This is a genomic window from Vibrio sp. 1CM2L, assembly GCF_023161695.1.
GTDB classification, from domain to species: Bacteria; Pseudomonadota; Gammaproteobacteria; order Enterobacterales; family Vibrionaceae; genus Vibrio; species Vibrio coralliirubri.
In genome coordinates this window covers 248678-271949 of record NZ_JALNTT010000002.1, presented here as the reverse complement: position 1 = coordinate 271949, position 23272 = coordinate 248678, and the positions used below count along the sequence as shown (strand labels likewise).

Sequence of the window (23272 nt, the reverse complement as noted above, 5' to 3'; positions counted from 1 at the left end):
TTTTTATCCTATGCCAATTGTTCAGCAGGTTGTGATAGTTCTTGAGGTTGTTTTTCTTTACCCATGAAGCGTTCTACGATTTGTGTTGCGTTAATGTCGTGCACAACGTTGAGTACTGTTGCTGGCGCATCACATATAGTGCCGATTACTACGAGTACTGGAATTACTTCAAGTGGAAGGCCGAGCGTAGTGACAATGAAAATCTCACCTAAGAAAGCGCCGCCCGGTACACCACCGATGATGATTGCCGATAGCACGGCAATAACCATGGTCATAACGAATACATCAAAACTAAATGGAAGCCCTAAAACTGCGTAGATAAAGACCACTTTGATAGCCGCAGTAATAGCAACACCTGATTTATTAAGGTTTACGAAGAGTGGGATACAGATATCGTATATTTCTTTTTTGATACCCATGCTGTCAGCCGCTTTGATAGTGACTGGTAGAGTGCCAAGAGAAGAACATGTGCCTAGCGCTGTAATTGATGGGGCAGCTGCGTATTTCCAGAACTGCTTAACGGCATTAGTGCCACCACCGATGTATGAGTAGATAGTTGCACCAACTGCGTAATAAATGACCATATATCCGCACAGTAGGCCGATAACTGTAGCAAGAGGAGCTAAGATTGAACTGTCTTGAGATGCCATTGTTGCAGCAAAGAATGCGCCAAGGCCGACAGGAGCGAGTTTCATAATAAGGCCAACGATGTTCATCACTATAGCGTTAGCTGCATCAACCAACTCAGCAATTTTCTTACCTTGCTCACCGGCTTGGCTAATCGCTATTCCCGCCAGTACAGACATGATAATAAGTGCAAGAATGTTCGATTTAGATAATAAGCCCACAAAGTCGTTGGTCGTAAACATGCTGACAAAGTCCATACCACCAGCACTGCCTGTAAATTCTTGGCTTAAGTCGATGGTCACACCTTGAGATAGGTCAAATAGCTGAGCGATACCAACAATTCCCAGTGATGGGAAAAATGCCATTGCAATTGAAATCGTCAGTACTAAGCCTAGAATCTTGCCAAGTTTCTTTAAATCAGTCATGCCCGCAATTGAAGACATTACACTAAGTGAAACTAAAGGAACGATGATCATGAATAGAAGGTTAAGAAAAATTTGACCGATTGGTTTTACCTTAAGTGCAAGTTCTGGTGCGGTTATTCCAAAGATTGCGCCAATAATAAGCGCCAATAGTAAGACTATTGATGAGCGGTAAGGCTCTAGCTTTTTTAACATAATGTTTCACTCTTGTTAGTAATTGTGATTAATAATTAATTATACGAACACTTGAATTTGGAGTGATTATGGAGAAAAAATTATACTAAAACAGTGATTATGATCTCTAAAGTGATATTTATGGATAATTTTTTATAATTTAATGTATTGGATCAATTTTTGTGATAATTTTTTATTAAATAAAGAAATGGAGCGATTTAATGAACTACTTAGTCCCGTATGAACCGATTGTTGATATGCTTGCTGACTTTTTGGGAGAAAATGTCGAAGTAGTGTTACACGATCTTAGAGATATGGAGTCATCCATATACAAGCTTAGAAATGGACATATAAGCGGTAGGGTGGTTGGAGATCCTGTGACCAACCTTGTAGTCAAATCAATCGCTACAGATAATTCGGTCGATTATGAATACAACTATGTAGGTCTTTCGAAGGACGGAAAAAAGCTAAAATGCGCAACTCTTTATATTCGTGACGAGAATAAGAGAATTGTTGGTGCTTTGTGTATCAACATGGTTGTAGAGCAGTTTTTAAATGCTAAGAAATTTATTGACTCGTTTCTTGCTGGTTATGTGCCAAATGAGGAAGACAATAGTGTTGATGAGCATATTGGAGTTAGTATCCCTGAGATGGTTGATATTCGTATCGATAAAGTGATTGAAGCTTACCCTGTGACGCTAGCTGAACTATCGAAGGAAGACAAAATTGCTATTGTTACGGATCTAAATAATGAAGGGATATTTTTATTAAAGGGAGCTGTTGGAAAAATTGCTAATAAATTAAACATATCTGAACCTACTGCTTATAAATATTTGCAACAGCTTAAGTAATAACTGTTCGCCTCTAACTCGCTGTGAAGGTTAAAGTTAATTGTCATTTCTAGCATGTGACGTGTATAACTCATTGGTTTTTTTATATAAAAACCAATGAGGAATTCTAGATTAGAACTTAATGAAGACAAACGTCTTCGTGGCTGATCTAAAATCGATAAAAAGGGGCCTCAGCCCCTATAAATAGTAAATAAACCTATTGTCCAGTTTTTGATGTTCCTTGTTCACTGATTCCGTTTGTTCCGGAAGGGGAGGTGAATGGCGCTGGGCGTTCAACAATGATTGGCTTGGCTGGTTGTTTTTGATGAGGTTGTGTATCACTCGGAGCTATTCGGCTAAATGTACGGGCTGCTGTCGCAACATCTTTCATCTGTGCAATGAAGTCAGGGACGTTGTTGGTGTCCGCTTTACCGTCGTTAAATGTATAGAAGTTCTTGGCCAATTCCCCCTTCACATCCATTTTCTTGTCGTGGTTGAAATCACCAAGGTAAGCACCTAATGTTGCAAGCTGAGTACCACGTTGTCGGTATAAGTTTTCTTTATGTCTATGGCTAGCGGATTCTTTAAGGATGTAGACTGCAGGTGCAGTACAGAATGTTAATGTTAAAAATCTCGGTAAAAACCAATCTAAAATGCCAGCATTTTCAAGAGTGGTAAGCTGAATTAGGAATAAGATGGCGCTGCCAACAACAACGAAAAGAAGCCCTATACCAAAATTACGAAGTCTATCTGCAGCTTCTTTTTCATTTGTGGCTTGTTCAAGGTTATGTCGTGCGAGTTTCTCATCTCCGGCTTCCTCAAACATTCCTACCATCTCATGATAAATCGCTTTAAAGGCTCTGTGATCTTCTTCTGTCTTACGTTTTAAGTCATCAATTTCTTTTTGCTTATCTTGAACTGCTAGGTCTAATTTGTTTTCTATTTCTCGAATTAAAGAATCGCGTTTAGACTCTAAGGTTTCAGACAAATTATCTAACTGTTTGTTTAAAGTAACTTGAGCATTTGATGTTAAATTCGTGACATTAGATTCGAATGATTTAGTCGCATGTTGAGTTGATTTTACGTGCGCCAAAGCCTGATCGCTTAGGTCTTTTTGAAGCTTAGATGAAAGAGAATAGATGCTCTCCATGCTGTTATTTACGTCTTGCTTTATAGCCTCAAAATGTGCCTCACTTTTGGAAGTTAGATCTTTATTTTCAAGCTTAATATTTGCAATCTTTTGTTCAAGATTTTCGAATTTATCTAATTGTCTTTGATCGTAACTCTTTTGCTCTTTAGCAAGCTGTTCAACGGTCCTATTTGTTCTTGTCAGACGCTCTGCAGAAATAGAGATTAAATACCCTCTAAAAATGTCACGAAGTTCTGAGACCTGAGATGTTAGTAGATGTTTTGTTATGATTCTATCGTGGTATGTTTCATCTTCACTTTCGATAAAACGAAAATTATTTAGAGCTAGACTCAAGTGAATAATTGCTGATAACAGATCTACAGCAAGATCAAAGCGCTCTGGAATAAAGCTATCTTCAAAGTTTTCCTGATAGTAATGGTTGGACTTTCTTAATCTTTCTACTGCTATTAAAACTTTTTCATTTTCCGGGATGTCGAGACGAACCCAATTTATGCTGTCAATTAAAGTTATAAGCTCAGTTAAAGCTTTTTCCGTTTCATAGTGGCTCTTGAATATCTTAATGTATTCCATATTTCCTAAAACCTTTGCCCTGGCCAAACGACTTCGTTGGTGACTTCAAAATCTATCGTTGCCATATCATTTTTTGTTAGTTCCCACTGCTCTTAGGTCGTATCGCCGTCGACTACGCATAAGCCTGATTTCGTAAATTGCAGACGTTTAACTATTAGCTGATCATCGAAGTGAAACAGGCAAATACCGTATCTTACGAAATCTTCAATACTTGATTTTAAGATTTGGAATCATGCTGTTACACGAATAGGCATAATAAATCAGTGGTTTAGATTAGCATATATCTTTTTTATCAATGTGGTTTCGTTGAGGGCGGCCGAGTTCCCCCCGAACTCGACCTGTTCCAGACGCGCAAGCAAAGGCGTTTGGTTTCTGGCGTACTCATAAATTAACCAATTTCAGTTTGTTGTGTAAATAATCAATAGCTTGCCAATTGATAGGTAGGTCGTATTTCGTTGTGCAAAAGCATAGAAATGAATGATGGCGAGTGTGATGCCTGAACTCAGGCAAGGAGGCTGGCGTATTAAAGGGCAAGGGCTGACACAATATGAAACTTGGCTTGTTAGTTAATAATATCGTTAAATTTAAATTTGCAGGGATTTATAACTAGCTAGTGGAGTGTGCTAGTTTTAAGAGTTGGTCATCTTTTATTCTGGTGTTATACACTGCTTTTTATTTCTCGATTGGATTTAGTGTCTGAATTATTAAATCTGACGGGATAAATGATTGTTTAATGTTGATTTGGCAAGATCTTCAAGTATCCTTTATGTAAATAAAACGTTAAATATCGAAAGTTAATTAACAATCATTAAGGAGTCGATGATGTTACATGCTCACGAAAATACCCTACATATTACCCACCTCAGTAACCACGCGGTTAAGGAGTTGTCACCATCATTCTCTAAGCTACCAAGCACAGAGCATGCGGATGGCCAGTTCCGATTGAGAAGGTACTCAGTGGTTGAATTCAGTAATGGACAAGTCGTTGAGCTAGACAAACATAACTTTGTTCAGTCTGAAGACATTAATCACTTTCAAGGTGACGTTGTTCGTCAGTTCGAGCCGATTGAAGCGAATATTCTAAGCAGTGAAGGCATGCAAGAGATGTGTGAACTGTTTATTGAAACCAACGGGCTTGAAGACGGACAAGAAATCGAAATCCATCAGATCCGCATCGCCGCTATTTTTGAAGAAACTCAGGTTGCACCAGAAGGTGTTCACCAAGATGGTTTTGACCACATTGCGATCATTGGTGTTACTCGCCACAACATCGTTGGTGGTGAAGTGATGCTTTATCAAGATAGCCACGAAGCACCATTCTTTAGAAAAGTGCTAGGCGATGGTGAAGTGGCAATGCTTGCAGATAGTAAGCTTTGGCACAACGCACAACCGATTCGTACCATAGACCACGGCGAGATGGGCTACATGGATGTGTTTGTTCTAACGGCTAAGGATGCGCGCAATGTCCTTCACTCTTAATGATGTGCGCCAGCAGTTTAGCGCGTTAGGCCAATATCATAATGGAAAGCCAGTCACTTTCTTTGATGGGCCGGGTGGCTCACAGGTGCCTGAGAATGTTTTAGCGTCAATGACCGAATACCTAGGGCATTTCAATTCAAACCTAGGCGGCCACTATTTTTCTAGCCAAAAGACCACAAGCTTAATGCAGCAAGCGCGAGAAGCGGCGCAAGCACTGCTTAATGCGGAGTCTTCTGGCAACGTTGTGTTCGGTGCGAACATGACATCGCTGACCTTCCAACTGAGCCGAGCGATCAGTCGAGATTGGAAAGAGGGCGATGAAGTTATCGTCACGGCGTTAGATCATTATTCGAATGTATCGAGCTGGCAGCAAGCGGCAGACGATAAAGGCGCGATTGTTCGCCAAGTTCGTGTAGACGAATCGGATTGCAGCTTGGATATGGCGCATTTTGAGTCACTGCTTAACGAGAAAACCAAACTTGTCGCGGTGACGTTTGCTTCGAACACGACAGGTTCTATTGTCGACATGGCAAAAGTTATTGAGCTTGCACATCAGCATGGTGCGCAGGTTTATGTCGATGCCGTTCATTACGCACCGCACCACTTGATCGATGTTCAGCAATTGAATTGTGATTTCTTAGCGTGCTCGGCTTATAAGTTCTTCGGCCCGCATGTGGGCATTGCTTATGTTGCACCTCAATGGCTACACACGTTAAAGCCTTACAAGGTTGAGCCAGCGACAAACATTGGCCCAGGCCGTTTTGAGACAGGCACGCAAAGCTTCGAAGGCCTTGCCGGTGTGATTGCAGCAGTAGATTACTTGGCGCAGTTTGGTGAGCCAACCGACTCATTGCGTTCTCGTTTAGAGCAAAGCTACGCGCTTTATAATAAGCATGAAAGCCAACTGAGTGAGTACTTCCTTAAACGCTTGTCTGATCTTGAAGGGGCAAAGCTTTATGGAAAAACCGAGTTTGACTCGAACCTAAGAACGCCAACCTTTGCGGTTACCTTTGAAAACCATTCTCCAGAGTTCATCGCCAAGAAGCTGGGTGAGCATAATATCTGTGTGTGGAATGGTCACTTCTACGCACTAGGGTTGGTGAAGCAGTTGGGTATTGAAGAGCAGGGCGTGGTGCGTATTGGTTGTATGCATTACAACTCGATTGAAGAGATCGACTTGCTGTTCAATGTGCTTGAAGGGATCTTGCGAAGTCACTAGCGAGAAGACACTAGCACCTAATAGCGACAGAATTAGAAAAGAGCATACTTCTCTCATGAATATTGAGGTGGAAGTATGCTCTTTTTTGTTTCACCGCGCTTATTACTTATTTGCGTAACGCCAGTGATTTGATTAAGACCGCTATTCAATCAAGACAGCGATTCGACTAAGAAAGCTGCTTAACCAGAGCTGCACCTACAGCGTGTGCGCTGGTTGGGTTCTGGCCTGTAATCACTCGCTCATCAACAATCACAAGTTCTTGCCAAGGCTGAACCTTGTTGAAACGCGCAGCGCTGCGAGCAAGCGACTCTTCGAGTAGGAATGGAATGTCGTTGATGGTGCCAAAGTCGATCTCTTCTTCACGTGTAAAGCCAGTTACCGATTTAGAGCTTAGTAATTTTTCACCGTTGCTCAGAACAATCGGAAGTAGCGCCGCAGGGCCGTGACATACTGATGCAATCACACCACCATCTTCGTAATGCTTAGCCGCAATAGCAGCGAATTGCTCGTTGGTTGCTAGGTCTGAAAGCAAGCCGAATCCACCTGGGTAGAAGATAGCATCGTAGCTTTCTGCATTAATTTGGCTTACAGGAATCGTATTGTTGATGCGGTTCTGGAAATCATCATCAGCCAAGATCTCGGCGTTTACTGAATCCCCTTCAATATCGGTTCCATACAACGGGCCTTTACCACCCTTGATAGAAGCGATGTCGTACTCAAAACCCGCAGCCAAGATCTCTTTCAAAGCATGAGTCAGTTCAGGCGCGTAAGTCCCGTTCGCTTGGTCTGTATCGCCTAGTGTTGCGTGGTTAGTTACAGGTATTAGTATTTTTTTCATGATTCGTCCCTTTGAGCACGTTTGTTTGGGTTCAGCGTCGTTGTTTAGACATCCGCGTTTCTAAGACAGACATCAGTTTTTTTAAGAGAGATGCCGCTGTTTCGTTACCTGTAATACTAGTAGTAAACCATTTGAGTGATAATATGCCGAATAGACAAAACATTATTGCTATATAGCAACAGTAGAATGAGAATTAGTCTGATATGAATTCGTTAGATGTAAACAGGTGAAGTATGGATAGCTTTGAAGGGATTAATGAATTTGTAGCGGTAGCTGAGTGTCACGGCTTTTCTGCAGCAGCAAAACAACTGGGTTGCAGTACCAGCCATGTCAGCCGCCAAGTTTCAAGGTTAGAAGAGAGAGTGGGTGTGGCGTTGCTTGCACGATCTACACGAATGGTAAGCCTGACCGAATCGGGTCACACCTATTATCAGCAGTGCAAAGACTTGGTTATTGGGCTTCAGCAAGCGAATGAACAAGTGACTTCTCAACAAACTCAGCTTAGCGGTACTTTGCGTGTGAGTGCCGCAGGTGCGTTTGCCGAGAATCATGTCGCGGCGGCGTTGATGGAGTTTGCTAAAGATCATCCTGAGCTCACCATCGAAATGAACTTCAATACTAAGATGGTTAACTTCATCGAAGATGGTATCGACTTCGCCATTCGTTACGGCCGATTGGACGATTCAGGTTTGGTGGCAAGAAAGCTCGTTGATCGCCCAATGGCGGCCGCAGCCAGCAAAGACTATATAGAGCAATTTGGTACGCCCACTCACCCTGAGCAGTTGAAAATGCACAGCTGCATTATCGCCAACAGTGATCAGTGGCTATTTGAGAAAGAGGGCAAACCGTTAAATGCAGTGCGAGTGCATGGTCGCTGGCGCAGTAATAATTCGAGCGCAGTATTGAAAGCATGTGAAGAGGGGCTTGGTGTTGTCTACCTCCCCAAAAGTAGTTTCAATGGCGGTCTGACTAATGGAAAGCTTGTCCCGGTGCTTGAAGAGTATTGGGGAGCAGGAACCAGCAGTTGGGTCGTATATCAAAACCGTCGTTTTTTACCCCAGAGAGCACGGTTAGCGATCGACTTCTTGGTTGCTTATTTTTCGGATTGGAATGAGTAACCGACGAGGTTTTAAACGAACAGCCAACAAGATAGAAGTGAATAATGAACGGGTTTGAAAAGAGTCGTGATTAGCGCTAGCTATCCAATTTAACGCCCAAAACAGAAAAGCTAATGCTTACATAGATATACGTTATCTTTTTTTGTTTTTTGACGCGCGTAATAGGAATGAGAGACTTGTCTACTTTTGATAACTGATGTTAGCGATTGAATTGTAGAGAAGCCCGCAACAGTACGATATACTAGATACTATATTAATGTCCCTAACGCGTGATAGATTCTGTGGAAGCGTTGGCAGGATGTGTTGTTATGCTCCAGTTTATGAAGTGTAGCTAGAGTGCGGAGTTGGCAATGTCTTCAATAAATTTCGAATCCACGTACGGTGTAATAACTATTCAAGATATGAATGTAGTTAGTGTTGACGCTAACTATGCTCGCATCTATGGATACCCATCGCCCGAAGAACTACTTTCTAATATCGATAGCTTTCTAGATCTAATCTCAGAAGATTATCATGTTCTCGCCTATCAAAATTACCTTGAAACGGTCAGTGGTCAACGCGACCCTCAGGTTCACACCTATACCAATGTTGATCGTAATGGCAGAGAGTTCACCGTGTTTTCTATCGACCATGTGACGGAGTGGCAGGGAAGACCTGCACTGCAAGTCACGGTGATCGATCTTTCCCCTGCGATTCAGCTGCAAAATGCGGTGCGTGAGCAAGATAAGATGTATCACGACATGATCATGCAATCTGGGCAGGGCATCTTGGTTCACCGAGATTTTAAACCGTTGATGGTCAATCAATCGTGGGTCAAATTACAAGGTGGATCGTCCATAGAGCAAGTATTAGCGCTGGATTCGATCCTTGAGTTGGTACCCAAGCAGAACACTGATGGCATCAATAAGCACTATCATGCGCTTATGTCTGGTGAGTTGTCTGGAACGAGCACTGTGGTCGAAAACATTGGGTTTGACGGTGTGCATCGATTTTTCAATATTTACGACAATGCGATTACGTGGAAAGGTCAGCCTGCGGTTCAGGTTGTGCTCGAAGATGTGACGCAAAAGGTGATGTTGGAAAAGCAGTTGGTTCACCAAGCTAATTACGATGAAATGACGGATTTGCTCAATCGTAGGGCTATTTATGAATGGCTAAGAGAGCATATTATCTCTGAAAATTACCTTGTGTGTATGTTGTTGGATATCGATGATTTTAAGTCGATTAATGACACTTACGGTCATATGGTCGGTGATGAGGTCATTTGTGCTTTGGCTAATATTGCCAAGCGCAATGCCGATAGAGTGGGTGGAGTCGCAGGCCGTTGGGGTGGTGAAGAGTTCATTATCTTTATCCCAAATGCGTCTCTTGAACTAGCATACGAGGTGTCAGAAGAGATTCGCCAACAGTTCCATCACGTTGAGTTCAAAATTGATGAACAGGTTCGATTTAATTCGAGTGTCAGTATCGGAATCAGTGATAGTCGAGCTTGTGAAGACGGTGTCACTATTGACGCACTCGTGAATTTAACCGATCAGTCTCTCTATCGCGCGAAAGCCAATGGCAAGAATTGTGTCGACGGAGATGTGGTTGCGCTCTAACGCTTATAACCATTATCCAATGGCGAATAGAATCGATAGCGAAAAATGCCCTCAAGTCATCACTTGAGGGCATTTTAGTTTTTGGCTATTCACTAAACGCTTCTCACTATAAGAAACGCCTCTAACTATAAGAAACGTTTAAGTTCTACAAGTTATGCAGACACTTCCACTTCGTAAGAACCAAATTTACGGATGTTAATCACACCTGTATCTAGGATAAGGTATTGGCCTTTAATGCCTTGAAGTACGCCTGTCACTTCAGGGTTCTTATCAAAGTTATGCGACACAATCTTCACTGGGTGCTGCTCAACTGGGTAGCTCAGTGAAGTGATGTTCTCACTAAGAATCTCGATTGCATCGTCGCCAAACTTCGCTCTGATCTCTTGGATTTTATCCTCAACCAACGGCAATAGTTCTTTGGCTTTTTCTACCAACTCCATATCGTCGCCGTCGCCTTTAAGCAGCGTGCGCCAGTTGGTTTTGTCAGCAATGTGCTTTGCCAACTCTACTTCGATCAGGCCAGAAATCTGACGTGTTTTTACCTTCAAGATAGGCAAGCCTTGAGTCGCGCCTTGGTCAATCCAACGGGTAGGGATTTGAGTGTGACGAGTAATACCCACCTTAAGGCTTGATGTGTTCGATAGGTAAACGAAGTGATCAACCATGCAGTTCTCTTCACCCCATTGAGGCTCACGACAAGTGCCTTCATCGTAGTGGCAAGTCTCTGGCTTCATGATGCACATGTCGCAGCTTGCTAGCTTTTTCATGCACACAAAGCAGTGGCCTTGAGAGTAGCTTTTCTTGGTTTTCTTACCACACGAACAACAAAAAATATTGCCGGTATGGGTGAGGTTAATGGTTTTACCAATCAGAGGGTTTAGCTCTACAAACTCTTCACCTACAGGTAAACGGTAAGTAACCGCACCATCAAGGGAAGCACTCATCTTCTTGAGTGTACCTTTTGCTAATAAAGACATGACATTACTCGTTGTATTTTGATTATTATTTCGTCCACTCGCTCACCTTGTGAACAGGCGATACGGTTAACGATGATTATGCGATGAGTATAACAAATAGGGCCTGTTTTTATACGCAATATTACTTGATTATTGCGATGGATAATTGATGAGCAAACACTCGCTCAAAATTATGGTATGACATTTTGTTCAGGCGTGATATAACGTTTTTTAGTAAATTATTGGCATTAATATCACTAATTTACCTAACTTATTTTCTATCGTGAAATCCCAACTATAGGGACCTTAAGCCGGAAGCTTAGACGTGAAGTGGATCCATAAAATAGTCATCTTTTTAGTTATCACGACGCTGGCGATTGTCCAGTATTACCGTGTGAGCGGAAATCGTGTGATAACGGCAATTACCCCTGATAAATATGAGTTTATCGCGACCAGCGATCAAGTGGATAGAGGAGTCAGTACGTCCCAATTATCTTATCAAAATGGCCAGTATATTCTCGACTGTGAGCTTAAAAAGTCTGAGTATCCGTGGCCTTATTGCGGCCTATCGATTCGTATCAACCCAGACATTACCACTGGCCTTGACCTTTCTCAGTATCACACCTTTAGAGTCAATATTGATTACCATGCGGAGGCCGATTCTAGCGGTCGTTTGCGAACTTACCTGCGTAATTATAATCCTGCTTATTCGGTTCCTGATGACGAGTACACGCATAAATACAACGGGATGGAGTTTTCTCCAGGAGTCGATGGCGGTGTGATTGAGATTCCGATCAAAAACCTGCAAGTGATGACGTGGTGGTTGGCCGACAATGATGTCGCGCTAGAGCACTCCGCTCCTGAGTACTCGAACATTAATATGGTTGAGTTTGCTACTGCGTCTGGGGCGAAACTTGGCCATCATAGAATCGTTATCCGTAGCATTGAGTTTGAAGGCTCTTACATCACAGGCGAAAGCTTGTTCTTAATCTTACTGTTTGTTTGGGTGGGGACGGGCACCGTGTTCTTGATTTCAGAATTGCACCGTTCTAGGAAACGCATGGTGATTGTTGAAAAGAGACACAACCATCTAAAGAACGTCAACCGAGCATTGAGAGAGCAAAATTTTGAGTTCTCTGAAAAGGCCCATCGCGATGAATTAACCGGAATACTAAATCGCCACGCGATTCGTGATTGGTTGAAAATGCAGTCACAGCATGTGAAGCAAGGGCATGGCAAGCTGGGTATGTTGTATCTCGATATCGACTACTTCAAGAGCGTGAATGACAAGTACGGACACCAAATGGGTGACCACATCTTACGTGAGTTCAGCATGGTGGTGGGCAGTTCGATCAGCGCTACTGACAAGTTGGTGAGGTGGGGTGGTGAAGAGTTCATTGTTTTTTGCCCAGAAACTGATCTTGGCGAAGCACAAAGAAAGGCCGAGAAAATTCGACTTTTAGTCAGCCAGCACCTTTGGGTTCATGGCGATCCACTCACATGCAGTATTGGTGTTGCCGAGATGAAGCAAGAGCGAGTGACAGAGACCATTGCTCGCGCTGATGAAGCTTTATATCAAGCAAAGCATTCAGGTCGAAACCAGGTGATCTTGAGTCACTAATCTGAAAATTGTTTTGATGAGTTTATAAGCCACACGTGCATATGTGACGTGTGGCGTTTTTATGGCTGCTCGATGAGTTTACCCTCTAGAGCCTTTGTTGGTTTGCTTGGATAACGTATAAAAATGATCTCACTGTTCTTTAAATGTCTGCTGGGTGCCGCGGCGGTTTTGTTGATTGCACTATTGTCGAAGAGTAAGAGTTTTTACATCTCTGGTTTAGTGCCGCTGTTTCCGACCTTTGCTCTGATTGCTCACTACATTGTTGGTACGGAACAAACCATGGTGGAGTTGCGCACCACAGCGTTGTTTGGACTGTTTTCGCTTGTGCCGTACGCCGCTTATCTTGGCGCAGTGTACGTGTTCAGTTATCGCTATAACTTGGTGTCGACGCTCTCGTTAGCGACTTTAGTGTGGGTATTGTGTGCTTCTATGTTGTTGCTAGGTTGGACGCGTTTAGTACCAAGTGTGGCGTGAGAACCAGATCTTAAAGTGGTAATGATAGGTTGATGGCAAGCTGGAACAAAAAAGGTGGCGCGGGGCCACCAAAAGGGAAAAGCGTTTCTTGTTTTTATGTGCCCGTTCAGTGCTTGCTTACGCTGAACGGGCATTTTTGTATTGGTTGAACCGGGGGAAGTTCAACCAGTTTAGGGGAGCATTCCTGTAAGTATGCGCTTATAGGACGTTAGTGCTTACCAGAAGATCCAAGCGAACAGAGTCAGAACTAGGATACAAACTAGGTTCAACACCATACCGATTCGCATCATCTCTTTCTGCTTGATGTGACCCGAGCCAAACACGATTGCGTTAGGTGGTGTCGCTACTGGCAGCATGAAGGCACAAGATGCAGCAACCGCAATCAGTGCAGACAAGATAACCGGCGACATACCCAGCGCTTCAGCAATAGTTGCAAATACAGGGACAAGCAATGCCGCACTCGCTGTGTTACTTGCAAATTCCGTTAGGAATACCACGAACGCTACCACGGCTAGAATCGTAAGAAGTACGCCAGCTGTTTCTAAAAATCCGCTTAGTGAGTGCGCTAGGAATACGCTGGTTCCTGTCGCTTTCAGAATGTTACTTAAACAGATACCGCCACCGAACAGGATAAGAACACCCCAGTCCGTTGTCTTCTCAACGTCTTTCCATTCCACCGCTCTAGAGGCACCAAGCAGTACAATGGCGCCAATCGCTACCAAGCTATCAAATTTAGAGAATCCGCCAATCATTGCGTTGATTGGTTTGCCGAATATCCAAAGCGTTACTGTTAAAAGGAAGATAGACAGTGTGATTTTCTTGCTGTTTGTCCACTCAACGGGAGCGTGGTCTAGCTCGAATTTGTGGTCAAGCTTTGGCTTAGTCATCACGTAAAGAATAATCATCGCGATTGGCAGTAAGATCATTGAGATAGGTAGGCCAAGTGCCATCCATTCTGTGAAGCTCAAGCCAACTTCTGCCGCCGCAATTGCGTTTGGAGGACTACCAACCAAGGTTGCGATACCACCGATTGAAGCACAGTAAGCGATACCCAACAGTACGAAAACGTAGGTGTTGCGGTCTTCACTTTGGTCAACTTTGTTCATGATGCCAAGAACAAGCGGAAGCATCATTGCTGTAGTAGCTGTGTTTGAGATCCACATGGATAGACCCGCACTCACACCGAACAACATGAACACAGCGACCGACATTCTGCCTTTTGCTATAAGCAGTACTTTGTCAGCTATCGCTTTATCTAGCTCTTGCTTGTTCAGTGCAGCGGCTAATGCGAAGCCACCCATAAATAAGAAGATGATCGGGTTTGAAAAGTTAGCCAGCGCTGCGGGCGTGTTGAATACACCAAACAAGACAGCCAATAGGGGAACGAGCAAAGCGGTGATGCTGACGTGGATAGCTTCTGTTAACCATAGAATGGCAACGAACACGAGAATACTTAAACCTGTATTCACTTGCGCTTCGAATGGCAGGGTATTGAGCAAAACTGCAAATAGCGTGAAATTACCAATTAATATCATGCTGTTGCGGGTAAACAACCAGTGTTTCAGTGTAGTAACAAGTGCCGTCATAAGACGCTCCTTTTGTTTATCCTCGTTGTATTGGTGCACGACTTCATTGAGTTGTGCTTATTATTTTCGAGGTATATAGCTTGATGTAGGGTCAGACTTTGTTGGAAGAATGTTACTCAAGTTAATAAAGGAGTGTTGGTGTGTTTTTGCTTAACAATGGGGAAGTGTGAGGCAACAAATTCAAAATGTGTAGTTTTCTACACATCGGTCTCTGCTGGGTCTGCAATCGGGCTTGTTGTAGGGTCTACAGCAGGGTTTACAGTGGGGTCAGTCATAGGGTTTGGGATCGGAAATGATTCCGGTTTTGGACTGGGTTGAATCGGCTCTTTAGGTCCAAGGAACTTTGGCGTTGTACCCATAATATACAGATCAAGGAATGCTTTGGTGCGCGCAAACACTTCGCGTAAACGTATTGAGGTTCCCGAATGGTGGGTTGGCCCTGAAACGGCTAAACACTGCGCATGAATATCGTAAGAATTGGCGATGAAGAGCGCTCTTTCACAGTGGAATTTCTGAGTGATGATCAGAAAATTATCAGTATCGAATATCTTTTTAGCGCGAACAATCGAGTCCAAGGTTCTAAAACCTGCGTAATCTAGATTGATGCGTTCATCGGGGACACCCGCTTTCAACAAGTCGCGTTTCATTGTCCACGGTTCATTGTAAGAGCGATGAGCGTTATCGCCACTCAGTAGAAATTGATCCACTTTTTCACGATCGAACAGCTCAATCGCGGCTTCGATTCGATGCTTATAATAGTCGTTGAGTGTTCTACCCAAATATTTGCTCGTGCCAAGCACAACGGCGACCTCAAGCTCGGGCACGTCATCAATATCGTAGATGATGCGATCTTCCGCTTGCAATGAAACCCAATAATCGATCGCAATAACCGCAGCGCTGCCAACTAAGAACACGAGGAAAGCGCCAAACAGAAAACCTTGCAGTTTTTTGTAAGCTTTTTTTATGTAGCTACGGATAATGTGAGAATCAAATTTCACTCTCGGTATGGTCCTTTGACTGAGCATTAATTTTTGAGTGCTCGATAATACCAAATAAAAATGAGAAAAATCAGTTAAAAAGACAAGACAGTGTAAAGAAAAAAGCCCCTGCGATTGCAGAGGCTCTTGTAAGAGTAGTATTTGAGAACAAGTACGCTCTATTAGAATGCAGTACGCTTGTAGCGACGGTAAACTGGCTGCCAGAAGTGCTGGTCAATTGCTTGTTGAAGTGCTTCTTCAGTGATCTCTAGAGCAACGCCTTGTTCAATCGCCTTCTTACCTACAGCAAGAGCAATCTTCTTAGATACCGTGTGGATCTCTTCCAATGGTGGAAGCAGAGCGCCTGTGCCATTGATTGCTAGTGGAGAACACGTAGCAAGTGCACGGCTCGATTCCATTAGCATTTCGTCAGTGATGCGTGAAGCATTCACAGCCAATACACCAAGGCCAATACCTGGGAAGATGTAGCTGTTGTTACACTGAGCGATTGGGTAAGTTGTGCCGTTGTGAACGACTGGCTCAAATGGGCTACCTGTCGCAACCAGTGCTTGGCCATCAGTCCAACGAATAATGTCGTTTGGCGTTGCTTCAACACGGCTTGTTGGGTTCGACAGTGGGAACACGATAGGGCGTTCACAGTGTAGGTTCATCTCTTTGATGACTTCTTTGCTGAATAGACCTGGAGCACCAGACACACCAACCAATACGGTTGGTTTCGCGTGGCGAACAACGTCAAGTAGAGAGAAACCAGTGCCGTCGCTTTCCCAGTCTTTGGTGTTTTCGTTGGTTTGAACCAGACGCTGTTGGAAATCAAGCAGATTTTGCATGCCTTCCTGTAGCAAGCCCCAACGGTCAACCATGTAAACTTGAGAGCGAGCTTGTGCATCGCTGATACCTTCAGACACCATTTGAGCAATGATAGCTTCAGCAATACCACAACCTGCAGAACCCGCACCTAAGAAGGTAATACGCTGATCTGACAGTTTGCTGTTTGCTGCTTTACATGCTGCAAGTAGAGAGCCAACCGTTACGGCTGCTGTGCCTTGGATGTCATCGTTGAAACAACAGATGCGATCTTTGTAACGCTCAAGCAGTGGCATTGCGTTCTTTTGTGCGAAATCCTCGAACTGAACTAATGCATCAGGCCAACGGCGTTGAACCGCTTGGATGAACTCTTCAACGAATGCATCGTAGTCAGCACCCGTAATACGAGGGTGACGCCAGCCCATGTACATTGGGTCAGCAAGACGTTGAGGGTTGTTAGTACCCACATCGAGCACGATTGGTAGCATGTAAGCTGGGCTGATACCGCCACAAGCTGTATAAAGAGCTAGCTTACCAATTGGAATACCCATACCACCGATGCCTTGGTCTCCCAAACCAAGAATACGCTCACCATCCGTAACCACGATAACTTTAACGTTGTGGTTTGTCGCATTATTCAGTAGGTCATCGATACGATCGCGGTTCGGGTATGAGATAAACAGACCACGACCACGACGGTAAATATTTGAGAAGTTCTCACATGCTGCGCCAACCGTTGGCGTGTAAATGATAGGCATCATTTCAGAGATGTGGTTTTGAACTAAACGATAAAAAAGCGTTTCATTAGTGTCTTGGATGTTACGAAGGTAGATATGCTTATCCATATCACTTTCGAAGTTACAATATTGTTTGTATGCACGTCCTACTTGCTCTTGGATTGTTTCGGTTGTTTCCGGTAACAAACCTTCAAGGTTGAAAGAACTGCGCTCTTCAGCAGAGAATGCGCTGCCTTTGTTTAGAAGAGGTGTACTTAGTAGAGCAGGACCAGCATAAGGGATATATAGAGGGCGTTTATCGTTGTTCATTGGATGCCTAATATGGGAGAAAGGGTAACTGAAAAATGATAACGGTTTAGTTATTCAATTGTAAATAGTTTCTCCGCGATCTGAGCAAACAAAATGATATTCTTACCTCTGTTCCACACTTATCGAATTTCAACACGATAATTCGTTATACTTTGCTCACACTTTTTCGCGACTCGCCATTTTATGTCATTACTTCCCATCGATGCTTATCAAAACGTATTCCACGAACAAATCGTTAATTCACACCTTGTCGTAGAGGCGGAAACCGGATCGGGTAAATCTACGCGCTTGCCGCTTTGGGCTTCTCAGCATGGGCGAGTGTTGGTGGTGGAGCCAAGACGCATCGCGTGTACATCATTGGCAAAATATCTCGCACAGCAATCCGGCGAGAAGCTTGGGAGCAAAGTGGGCTACGCGATCAAGCTTGAATCGGAGTACAACGAGCAAACTAGCGTCGTTTTTGTGACACCCGGTATCGCGCTGCGTTGGTTATCAGAAGATGGACTCGCTAGTTTTGATGTGATCGTGGTGGATGAATTTCACGAGAGACGTTGGGACATTGATCTGCTGGTGGCGATTCTGAAACAAAAGGCGAGTCATCGTTTGGTGATCACTTCAGCAACCATTGAGGGTGAGCGCCTTGCTCAGTATTTGGGTGCGAATCGAATAAGCTGTGAAGGACGAACTTATCAAGTTGAGATTGAGCACCGAGCGAACGAATCCAGAACACTGCCTGATATCCGACATCTAGAACAGCGCATTGCGGAAGAAGTGAATCATCAGCTGATCGCTTCTTCTGGCGATATGTTGGTTTTTCTGCCGGGTAAAAAAGAGATCGTGCAATGTGAACAAGCCTTGGCAAAGAATCCAGATATCCAAGTCGTTAAATTGCATGCGTCGGTGAGTGATAAAGAGCGAGATTCAGCGTTATCGGGTCGGAATATCAATACTGAAGGTAATGGCCAGAGAAAGGTCATCCTTGCGACCAACGTTGCGGAAACCTCATTAACCATCCCAGACATTGGCGTGGTGATAGATTCAGGATTAGAGAGACGCACCGTTCAGCGTAATGGCAGAACCACACTGATGCTGAAATCCATATCACGAGCGAGTGCCAAACAGCGAGCTGGCCGCGCGGGTAGGGTAATGGATGGCGTTTGTGTGCGTCTATATGGAGAACATGCGGCGTTAGAGTTAGTCACACCGCCTGAATTGCAGCGTGAAGAGCTGACCGAACCTATGTTGGCCGCGGCATGTTGTGGTGCTCCGCTTGAGAGCTTGTCTTTCCTTGATCCTATTCCAGAGAAATCACTCAACAGTGCAACTCAAACCTTGCTGACGATGGAAGCGATTAACGCCAACCACCAAGTTACCGAGCATGGCAAAAAGCTTTACCCGCTGCCGATTGATGCTTTGTATGCCGATATCGTTACTCGAATCAAAACCAAAGCATTAAAAGAGGCGATGGTCGATCTCACTGCGGCGTTGTCCGTTCCTGCTCGCTTGTATCAGTTACCAAGCAATGCAGAACACCTAGAAGCGCTCGCGCAACAAGAGAAAGAAGGGTGTGATTTAAGCCTGTTGATTCAGATTGTGCGTGGTCGCGAATATCCGCATCTAGAAATAGATCAACAGGCACTGAATGAAGCACAAGGACTGGCTAAGCAAATGCGGGAGGTATTTGAACTTCCTCAAATAGAAGTCGCGTCACGTTTCCAACGCATTGAGCTGCTCAAGACCATTGTGAATCTGCATCCTGAACTGGTGTTTGTGCGTAGGCTGAAGAGGAAAGAAGCCTTTGCTAATGGAGTATTAGAGGTGGTACTCGGTCGTCAGAACCGTTTCCCTGATAATGCGCAAGCGATGTTGGTGCTGGATACTCACAGCTTGCCGGGAAGAGGCGTTAAGCAAACACTGACCTTAGCGACGGTCACGGCACCCATTCCTCTTGAGCTTCTCATTGATGCTGAACTAGGAGAGTGGGAGCAAGGCGAAACCGTTGTGAATGATGATGGTGTTTTTACCGAGATGGCATTGGTGTACGCAGGTCGCACGATTACAACCAAGCTCGTCGCGGCTGAAGGGCAACTATCGTTAAAACCTATCGTCGACCTTGTGTTAAATGGAGACCAGCTTCCCGGTTTTGCAAAGGCTCGCACTCAAGAAATCAAACACTGGCAGCTGTATGTGAAACTTGGTCTCGATGAACAAACACAATACACCCCAGAAATTGAGAACATTAACTTTGAGCTATGGTTTATAGAGCAGCTTGAAGTTTTGGGTGTTACTGATGTCAGCGAATTGGAAATGTTCGACCATGCAGACATACCGTTCGATGGCATTCCAACTTGGCTCTATTCAGAGTTTTCGGAAAAATACCCGTTTGCATTGAGCCTTGCCGACTTGCAACTCGATGTCGAATACTTGCCCGCAAGAAAGCTGATTTACGTCCATTATCAGTCGGGTAGTCGAAAGTTATCGCCAAAACGTTGGGAGCTACCGACATGGTCTGGTTGGCGCATTCAGTACAAAAAAGCGAGTCGAATAATTGATATCAAATAGATGGATAAGTTTTATCTCTAAAATATTAATCAAATAGATGCATATATGATTTTTCAGTGCTTATTTTGTTACAAGTTTGATTTTTATATGCCTTTTTAACCAATCAAAAGGTCATAAAAGACTATTCTTCTATATCCTATTGCTATAAAGAAAGAGTTGATAGATATTGAGTATATTGTGTTGCCAAAGTGTCGGGGGACATCATGGATAAACAGGAAGAGACGCGTGTAGAGTTCGATTACACAACATTTCTTGGCGCCTCATGCAGTAAAAAATGGACTTTTCTGGAAGCACTCACCACAATTGCGCCAGTGTTCAGTACCGTCTGGCGAGATAGCATTAAAGAGCTAGCAAGCCCTGAAGATCGTTTATGGCAGATGGCATTGAAATCAATGTCGACGCGTAAAAGTGATGAGTCGAACATTGTTACCTTACTCAAGCTCGCTAAGCTAGAAGGGATCAATGAGCTCAAAGTGGTGATGCCATATTCGCTTGAAGAAGAGCAGATCGAGTATATTGAATCGCGCAGTCATTTAGTGATTGCGGGTAATTCTGGAGAAGAGTTCACGATTAGGTTGTAACGTCAGTTCGCCTATAACCTCTCTCAGGAACAGTAAAACGTACACGTAAAAAGGGCCTCAAATATTGAGGCCCTTTTAGTATCTAAAACTTGTGTTTACGAGCTTATTAGCTTTCTAGCTTTTTATTTTGAGATTAAGCAATGAAGCAATGAAGCGACTAGTCGATTAGACCATAGTCAGCGCGTAGTACATCGATGATCTCTTGCTTAGGATTTTCGCTCAGTACGATCTCCGCACCTGTGATTTTTGCTGCGATATCAAGGTAAGTGCGAGACAGAGACATTAGCGAATCCAGTGGAAGCTCATTGTCACGAGCCAATGCTTCACGTTCTGGCATACGTTCTTTGTTCAAAAGAATGTCGGCATCAGGGAAGTAGTTAAGCAAGAACTGACGGAAGCCTTCTTTTGAATTCTCAACGATGTTGCCGTTGTTGTATTCCTGAGTATCCCAAATGCGAGATGAATCTGGAGTACCAACTTCGTCCATGTAGATAAGCTTTTCTTTGCCTTGAGCATCGTTGACGTAGCCAAACTCAAATTTAGTATCAACAAAAGTTTGGTCTACTTTTGCTAGCGCTTGGCTGATTACGTTGAAGCCTTCTTTAAGAAGTTTTTCGTAATGCGCGATGTCGCTTGCTTGAGTAAAGTTGAATGCTGCGAAGTTATCTTCGATGTTGTTACGTGTGATGTTCACATCGTCAGCTTCTGGAACGCCAGGAATACCTTTCAGAATCCCTTTTGTTGAAGGCGTGATCAGTAGCTCAGGCAACTTCTTGTCTTTCTCAAGGCCTTCAGGCATCTCGATACCACAGAACTCACGTTCGCCGTTTGCGTATGCGCGCCACATTGAACCTGTGATGTATTGACGACAAATCGCTTCGATCATGACTGGGCGAGCTTTTTGTACAATCCATACGAACGGGTGAGGGATATCAAGAATATGACTGTCAGCAAGTCCGTTGTCTTTAAACAATTTGAACCAGTGGTTAGAGATAGCATTCAGAGCCGCTCCCTTACCTGGAACACCTTTAAGATTCCCTTCACCACGCCAGATACAATCAAATGCAGAGATACGGTCACTGATCACCATGATTGCTAAAGGCGCATCTGGTGCTACATCGTAGCCTTTCTCTTTAATTAGTCGTTGGCTATCTTCTTCAGTTAACCAGTAGACCGAACGAACCTTGCCACTGTGGACAGGTTTATCAGTACGGATTGGTAGGTCATCATTTACGGCAAGAACTTGATCAGCAAGGCTCATTTAGACATTCCTATCTTTTATCAAACGTCATACAGAGAAGTGCGGTGTGCACATGATTAGACGGGCATTATACCCAATCTACTATTTGCTTCCAGAGAAAAAGCAAACGATTGCTAAATCTATTGTTTAAATAAAAACCCCCGCCTAACAATCCGCTAAAAAATTGGCGAATTGTAGGGCAGGGGAAGGCAGTATGTTTGGACTGTGTTTTGGCGAATTGTTTGTTAAGTTAACTTTGTTAGCTAAAAGATTAAGCTATGTTTGTGGGCAATGTTTTTGAGCCAAAATGTTATTAAGCAATATGGCTTAGTGAATACGCTCTGAATTTGCATCCATAAAGAAGACTTCACATTGAAAGCGTAACCCTAATGTTCTTAGGTACTGTTGGCTGAACTGATCAATCGATGAACTTGCAACAATCGCACTTGCATTCTTAGATCGAATGGCTTTCTCGACAGTCTCTACCTCAGTCATTTGATGAGAGGCTTTCATATGAATAACGCGGTCGCAGCAAACATTATGTTGCTTAAGCTGTTTAGCCGATGGTCTTGGTGTTTGAGCCGTAAACAGTAACCACTGATGTTGATTGGACAGCAACGCCATTCTTGCAAACAACGCTTCCTCGTTTGAATTTTTGCTTTTACGAGAAACTGATGTAAATGCGCAGTGAACTAGCGGGCTAGAGTGTTGTGCTTTAACGTGTGCTTGAATCATTTTGCTGTCCTTATATACATGCTGTATGTGTATACAGTAGTTTTAGTTACTTATAAGATCAAGCGTTTTTTGCGGGATTATTGGACGATTTCGTTTGGAATTATGGATGAAAAACAATTAAATCATTGAAATTATTCGATAAATTAAATTTGAATGAATTTGTTGTTTTGTCTCATAAGTTGAAAAAATGTGAGCTTTATACAGGTGTATACAGTGGTTTTGACAGAAAAGTACTGTATACACCTGTATAGAAGATAGAAGATAGAAGATAGAAGATAGAAGATAGAAGATAGAAGATAGAAGATAGAAGATAGAAGAGAGAAGAGAGAAGAGAGAAGATAGAAGATCTAAAACCGCAGGCACAAAAAAAGCGCCTTAGGCGCTTTCTTATATTTCACGGTGTTACTTATCTCAATGTCGCTTGGGAGAGTTTTGCTCTCATTTCCATTTCACCAATATTGAACTGGCGAACATCAATGGTTGCAATATCATTGCACTCTTTACATGCATGATGACACTTACCATCTAGGTAGTCGTGCTTTTTAACTAGGCTTGGCTTTTTGCACCAATCACAAACGCCTTCTATTGTGAACATATTCTCTCCTCACCTGTTTAAGTCAGGTGTATTTTCGGCGCAAATT

Annotated in this window: 19 protein-coding genes; 9 read left to right on the top strand and 10 right to left on the bottom strand. The window is 43.5% G+C overall.

The features are described from left to right. Positions 1–8: 8 nt before the first annotated feature. Positions 9–1244 (bottom strand): dicarboxylate/amino acid:cation symporter, encoded by a 1236-nt coding sequence (locus MSG34_RS06380; protein WP_248336724.1) that lies wholly within the window; start codon positions 1242–1244, stop codon positions 9–11. A 200-nt stretch (positions 1245–1444) separates the two neighbouring features. Here MSG34_RS06380 and MSG34_RS06375 point away from each other — a divergent pair, with 200 nt between their 5' ends. Next, positions 1445–2074 carry a PAS domain-containing protein gene (locus MSG34_RS06375; protein WP_102447696.1) on the top strand — a complete coding sequence of 210 codons (630 nt, stop codon included), beginning with the start codon at positions 1445–1447 and terminating at the stop codon, positions 2072–2074. A gap of 196 nt (positions 2075–2270) precedes the next feature. Here MSG34_RS06375 and MSG34_RS06370 read toward each other — a convergent pair whose 3' ends face one another. Further along, entirely contained in the window at positions 2271–3773 is a 1503-nt protein-coding gene (locus tag MSG34_RS06370; RefSeq protein ID WP_248336722.1) for a hypothetical protein, read from the bottom strand. An 822-nt stretch (positions 3774–4595) separates the two neighbouring features. On the opposite strand from MSG34_RS06370, the gene MSG34_RS06365 reads away from it, so the two are divergent. After that, positions 4596–5252, top strand: a complete 657-nt coding sequence (locus MSG34_RS06365; protein WP_050711972.1) for a 2OG-Fe dioxygenase family protein — start codon at positions 4596–4598, stop codon at positions 5250–5252. Beyond that, the gene (locus tag MSG34_RS06360) at positions 5236–6471 is read left to right on the top strand and encodes a cysteine desulfurase-like protein (RefSeq protein WP_050621231.1); all 1236 of its coding nucleotides are present in this window, start codon (positions 5236–5238) and stop codon (positions 6469–6471) included. The genes MSG34_RS06365 and MSG34_RS06360 overlap by 17 nt, the downstream gene beginning before the upstream one ends. A gap of 166 nt (positions 6472–6637) precedes the next feature. On the opposite strand, the gene MSG34_RS06355 is transcribed toward MSG34_RS06360, so the two are convergent. Then, positions 6638–7309, bottom strand: coding sequence for a type 1 glutamine amidotransferase domain-containing protein (locus MSG34_RS06355; protein ID WP_050711974.1), 672 nt, complete (start codon positions 7307–7309; stop codon positions 6638–6640). Between the two features lie 233 nt (positions 7310–7542). Here MSG34_RS06355 and MSG34_RS06350 point away from each other — a divergent pair, with 233 nt between their 5' ends. Continuing rightward, positions 7543–8427: a LysR family transcriptional regulator gene (locus MSG34_RS06350; protein WP_050052967.1), complete on the top strand. Its 885-nt coding sequence runs from the start codon at positions 7543–7545 to the stop codon at positions 8425–8427. A 350-nt stretch (positions 8428–8777) separates the two neighbouring features. Then, positions 8778–10028 carry a sensor domain-containing diguanylate cyclase gene (locus tag MSG34_RS06345; RefSeq protein WP_082241968.1) on the top strand — a complete coding sequence of 417 codons (1251 nt, stop codon included), beginning with the start codon at positions 8778–8780 and terminating at the stop codon, positions 10026–10028. Positions 10029–10180: 152 nt separating this feature from the next. Here the strand turns inward: MSG34_RS06345 and MSG34_RS06340 are convergent, their stop codons facing one another. Then, on the bottom strand, positions 10181–11005 hold the full coding sequence (locus MSG34_RS06340; protein ID WP_017063586.1) for a DUF2797 domain-containing protein: 825 nt from the start codon (positions 11003–11005) through the stop codon (positions 10181–10183). Between the two features lie 304 nt (positions 11006–11309). Here MSG34_RS06340 and MSG34_RS06335 point away from each other — a divergent pair, with 304 nt between their 5' ends. Further along, the gene (locus tag MSG34_RS06335) at positions 11310–12605 is read left to right on the top strand and encodes a GGDEF domain-containing protein (protein ID WP_248336720.1); all 1296 of its coding nucleotides are present in this window, start codon (positions 11310–11312) and stop codon (positions 12603–12605) included. Between the two features lie 123 nt (positions 12606–12728). Then, positions 12729–13079: a GlpM family protein gene (locus MSG34_RS06330; protein WP_048663603.1), complete on the top strand. Its 351-nt coding sequence runs from the start codon at positions 12729–12731 to the stop codon at positions 13077–13079. A gap of 215 nt (positions 13080–13294) precedes the next feature. Here the strand turns inward: MSG34_RS06330 and MSG34_RS06325 are convergent, their stop codons facing one another. From MSG34_RS06325 to MSG34_RS06315, 3 genes are all read right to left on the bottom strand, one after another. After that, positions 13295–14665 (bottom strand): DASS family sodium-coupled anion symporter, encoded by a 1371-nt coding sequence (locus tag MSG34_RS06325; RefSeq protein WP_048607137.1) that lies wholly within the window; start codon positions 14663–14665, stop codon positions 13295–13297. Positions 14666–14862: 197 nt separating this feature from the next. Then, positions 14863–15663 carry an ElyC/SanA/YdcF family protein gene (locus MSG34_RS06320; RefSeq protein ID WP_248336718.1) on the bottom strand — a complete coding sequence of 267 codons (801 nt, stop codon included), beginning with the start codon at positions 15661–15663 and terminating at the stop codon, positions 14863–14865. 161 nt (positions 15664–15824) lie between these two features. Then, positions 15825–17513, bottom strand: coding sequence for an NAD-dependent malic enzyme (locus MSG34_RS06315; protein WP_019821850.1), 1689 nt, complete (start codon positions 17511–17513; stop codon positions 15825–15827). Positions 17514–17696: 183 nt separating this feature from the next. Here MSG34_RS06315 and MSG34_RS06310 point away from each other — a divergent pair, with 183 nt between their 5' ends. Beyond that, entirely contained in the window at positions 17697–20075 is a 2379-nt protein-coding gene (locus MSG34_RS06310) for a helicase-related protein (RefSeq protein WP_248336716.1), read from the top strand. A gap of 203 nt (positions 20076–20278) precedes the next feature. Further along, the gene (locus MSG34_RS06305) at positions 20279–20656 is read left to right on the top strand and encodes a hypothetical protein (RefSeq protein ID WP_019821854.1); all 378 of its coding nucleotides are present in this window, start codon (positions 20279–20281) and stop codon (positions 20654–20656) included. Positions 20657–20813: 157 nt separating this feature from the next. Here the strand turns inward: MSG34_RS06305 and MSG34_RS06300 are convergent, their stop codons facing one another. From MSG34_RS06300 to MSG34_RS06290, 3 genes are all read right to left on the bottom strand, one after another. Further along, entirely contained in the window at positions 20814–21917 is a 1104-nt protein-coding gene (locus MSG34_RS06300) for a phosphoribosylaminoimidazolesuccinocarboxamide synthase (RefSeq protein ID WP_017055177.1), read from the bottom strand. A gap of 306 nt (positions 21918–22223) precedes the next feature. Next, positions 22224–22631: a SulA-like leucine-rich domain-containing protein gene (locus MSG34_RS06295; RefSeq protein ID WP_017072931.1), complete on the bottom strand. Its 408-nt coding sequence runs from the start codon at positions 22629–22631 to the stop codon at positions 22224–22226. Positions 22632–23037: 406 nt separating this feature from the next. Beyond that, positions 23038–23226, bottom strand: coding sequence for a hypothetical protein (locus MSG34_RS06290; RefSeq protein WP_004733419.1), 189 nt, complete (start codon positions 23224–23226; stop codon positions 23038–23040). Positions 23227–23272 lie beyond the last annotated feature (46 nt).

Excerpts from the sequence above, each read along its gene's own strand:
- MSG34_RS06380 (WP_248336724.1), bottom strand. The coding sequence starts at position 1,244 with ATGTTAAAAAAGCTAGAGCCTTACCGCTCATCAATAGTCTTACTATTG.
- MSG34_RS06375 (WP_102447696.1), top strand. The coding sequence starts at position 1,445 with ATGAACTACTTAGTCCCGTATGAACCGATTGTTGATATGCTTGCTGAC.
- MSG34_RS06370 (WP_248336722.1), bottom strand. The coding sequence starts at position 3,773 with ATGGAATACATTAAGATATTCAAGAGCCACTATGAAACGGAAAAAGCT.
- MSG34_RS06365 (WP_050711972.1), top strand. The coding sequence starts at position 4,596 with ATGTTACATGCTCACGAAAATACCCTACATATTACCCACCTCAGTAAC.
- MSG34_RS06360 (WP_050621231.1), top strand. The coding sequence starts at position 5,236 with ATGTCCTTCACTCTTAATGATGTGCGCCAGCAGTTTAGCGCGTTAGGC.
- MSG34_RS06355 (WP_050711974.1), bottom strand. The coding sequence starts at position 7,309 with ATGAAAAAAATACTAATACCTGTAACTAACCACGCAACACTAGGCGAT.
- MSG34_RS06350 (WP_050052967.1), top strand. The coding sequence starts at position 7,543 with ATGGATAGCTTTGAAGGGATTAATGAATTTGTAGCGGTAGCTGAGTGT.
- MSG34_RS06345 (WP_082241968.1), top strand. The coding sequence starts at position 8,778 with ATGTCTTCAATAAATTTCGAATCCACGTACGGTGTAATAACTATTCAA.
- MSG34_RS06340 (WP_017063586.1), bottom strand. The coding sequence starts at position 11,005 with ATGTCTTTATTAGCAAAAGGTACACTCAAGAAGATGAGTGCTTCCCTT.
- MSG34_RS06330 (WP_048663603.1), top strand. The coding sequence starts at position 12,729 with ATGATCTCACTGTTCTTTAAATGTCTGCTGGGTGCCGCGGCGGTTTTG.
- MSG34_RS06325 (WP_048607137.1), bottom strand. The coding sequence starts at position 14,665 with ATGACGGCACTTGTTACTACACTGAAACACTGGTTGTTTACCCGCAAC.
- MSG34_RS06315 (WP_019821850.1), bottom strand. The coding sequence starts at position 17,513 with ATGAACAACGATAAACGCCCTCTATATATCCCTTATGCTGGTCCTGCT.
- MSG34_RS06310 (WP_248336716.1), top strand. The coding sequence starts at position 17,697 with ATGTCATTACTTCCCATCGATGCTTATCAAAACGTATTCCACGAACAA.
- MSG34_RS06305 (WP_019821854.1), top strand. The coding sequence starts at position 20,279 with ATGGATAAACAGGAAGAGACGCGTGTAGAGTTCGATTACACAACATTT.
- MSG34_RS06300 (WP_017055177.1), bottom strand. The coding sequence starts at position 21,917 with ATGAGCCTTGCTGATCAAGTTCTTGCCGTAAATGATGACCTACCAATC.
- MSG34_RS06295 (WP_017072931.1), bottom strand. The coding sequence starts at position 22,631 with ATGATTCAAGCACACGTTAAAGCACAACACTCTAGCCCGCTAGTTCAC.
- MSG34_RS06290 (WP_004733419.1), bottom strand. The coding sequence starts at position 23,226 with ATGTTCACAATAGAAGGCGTTTGTGATTGGTGCAAAAAGCCAAGCCTA.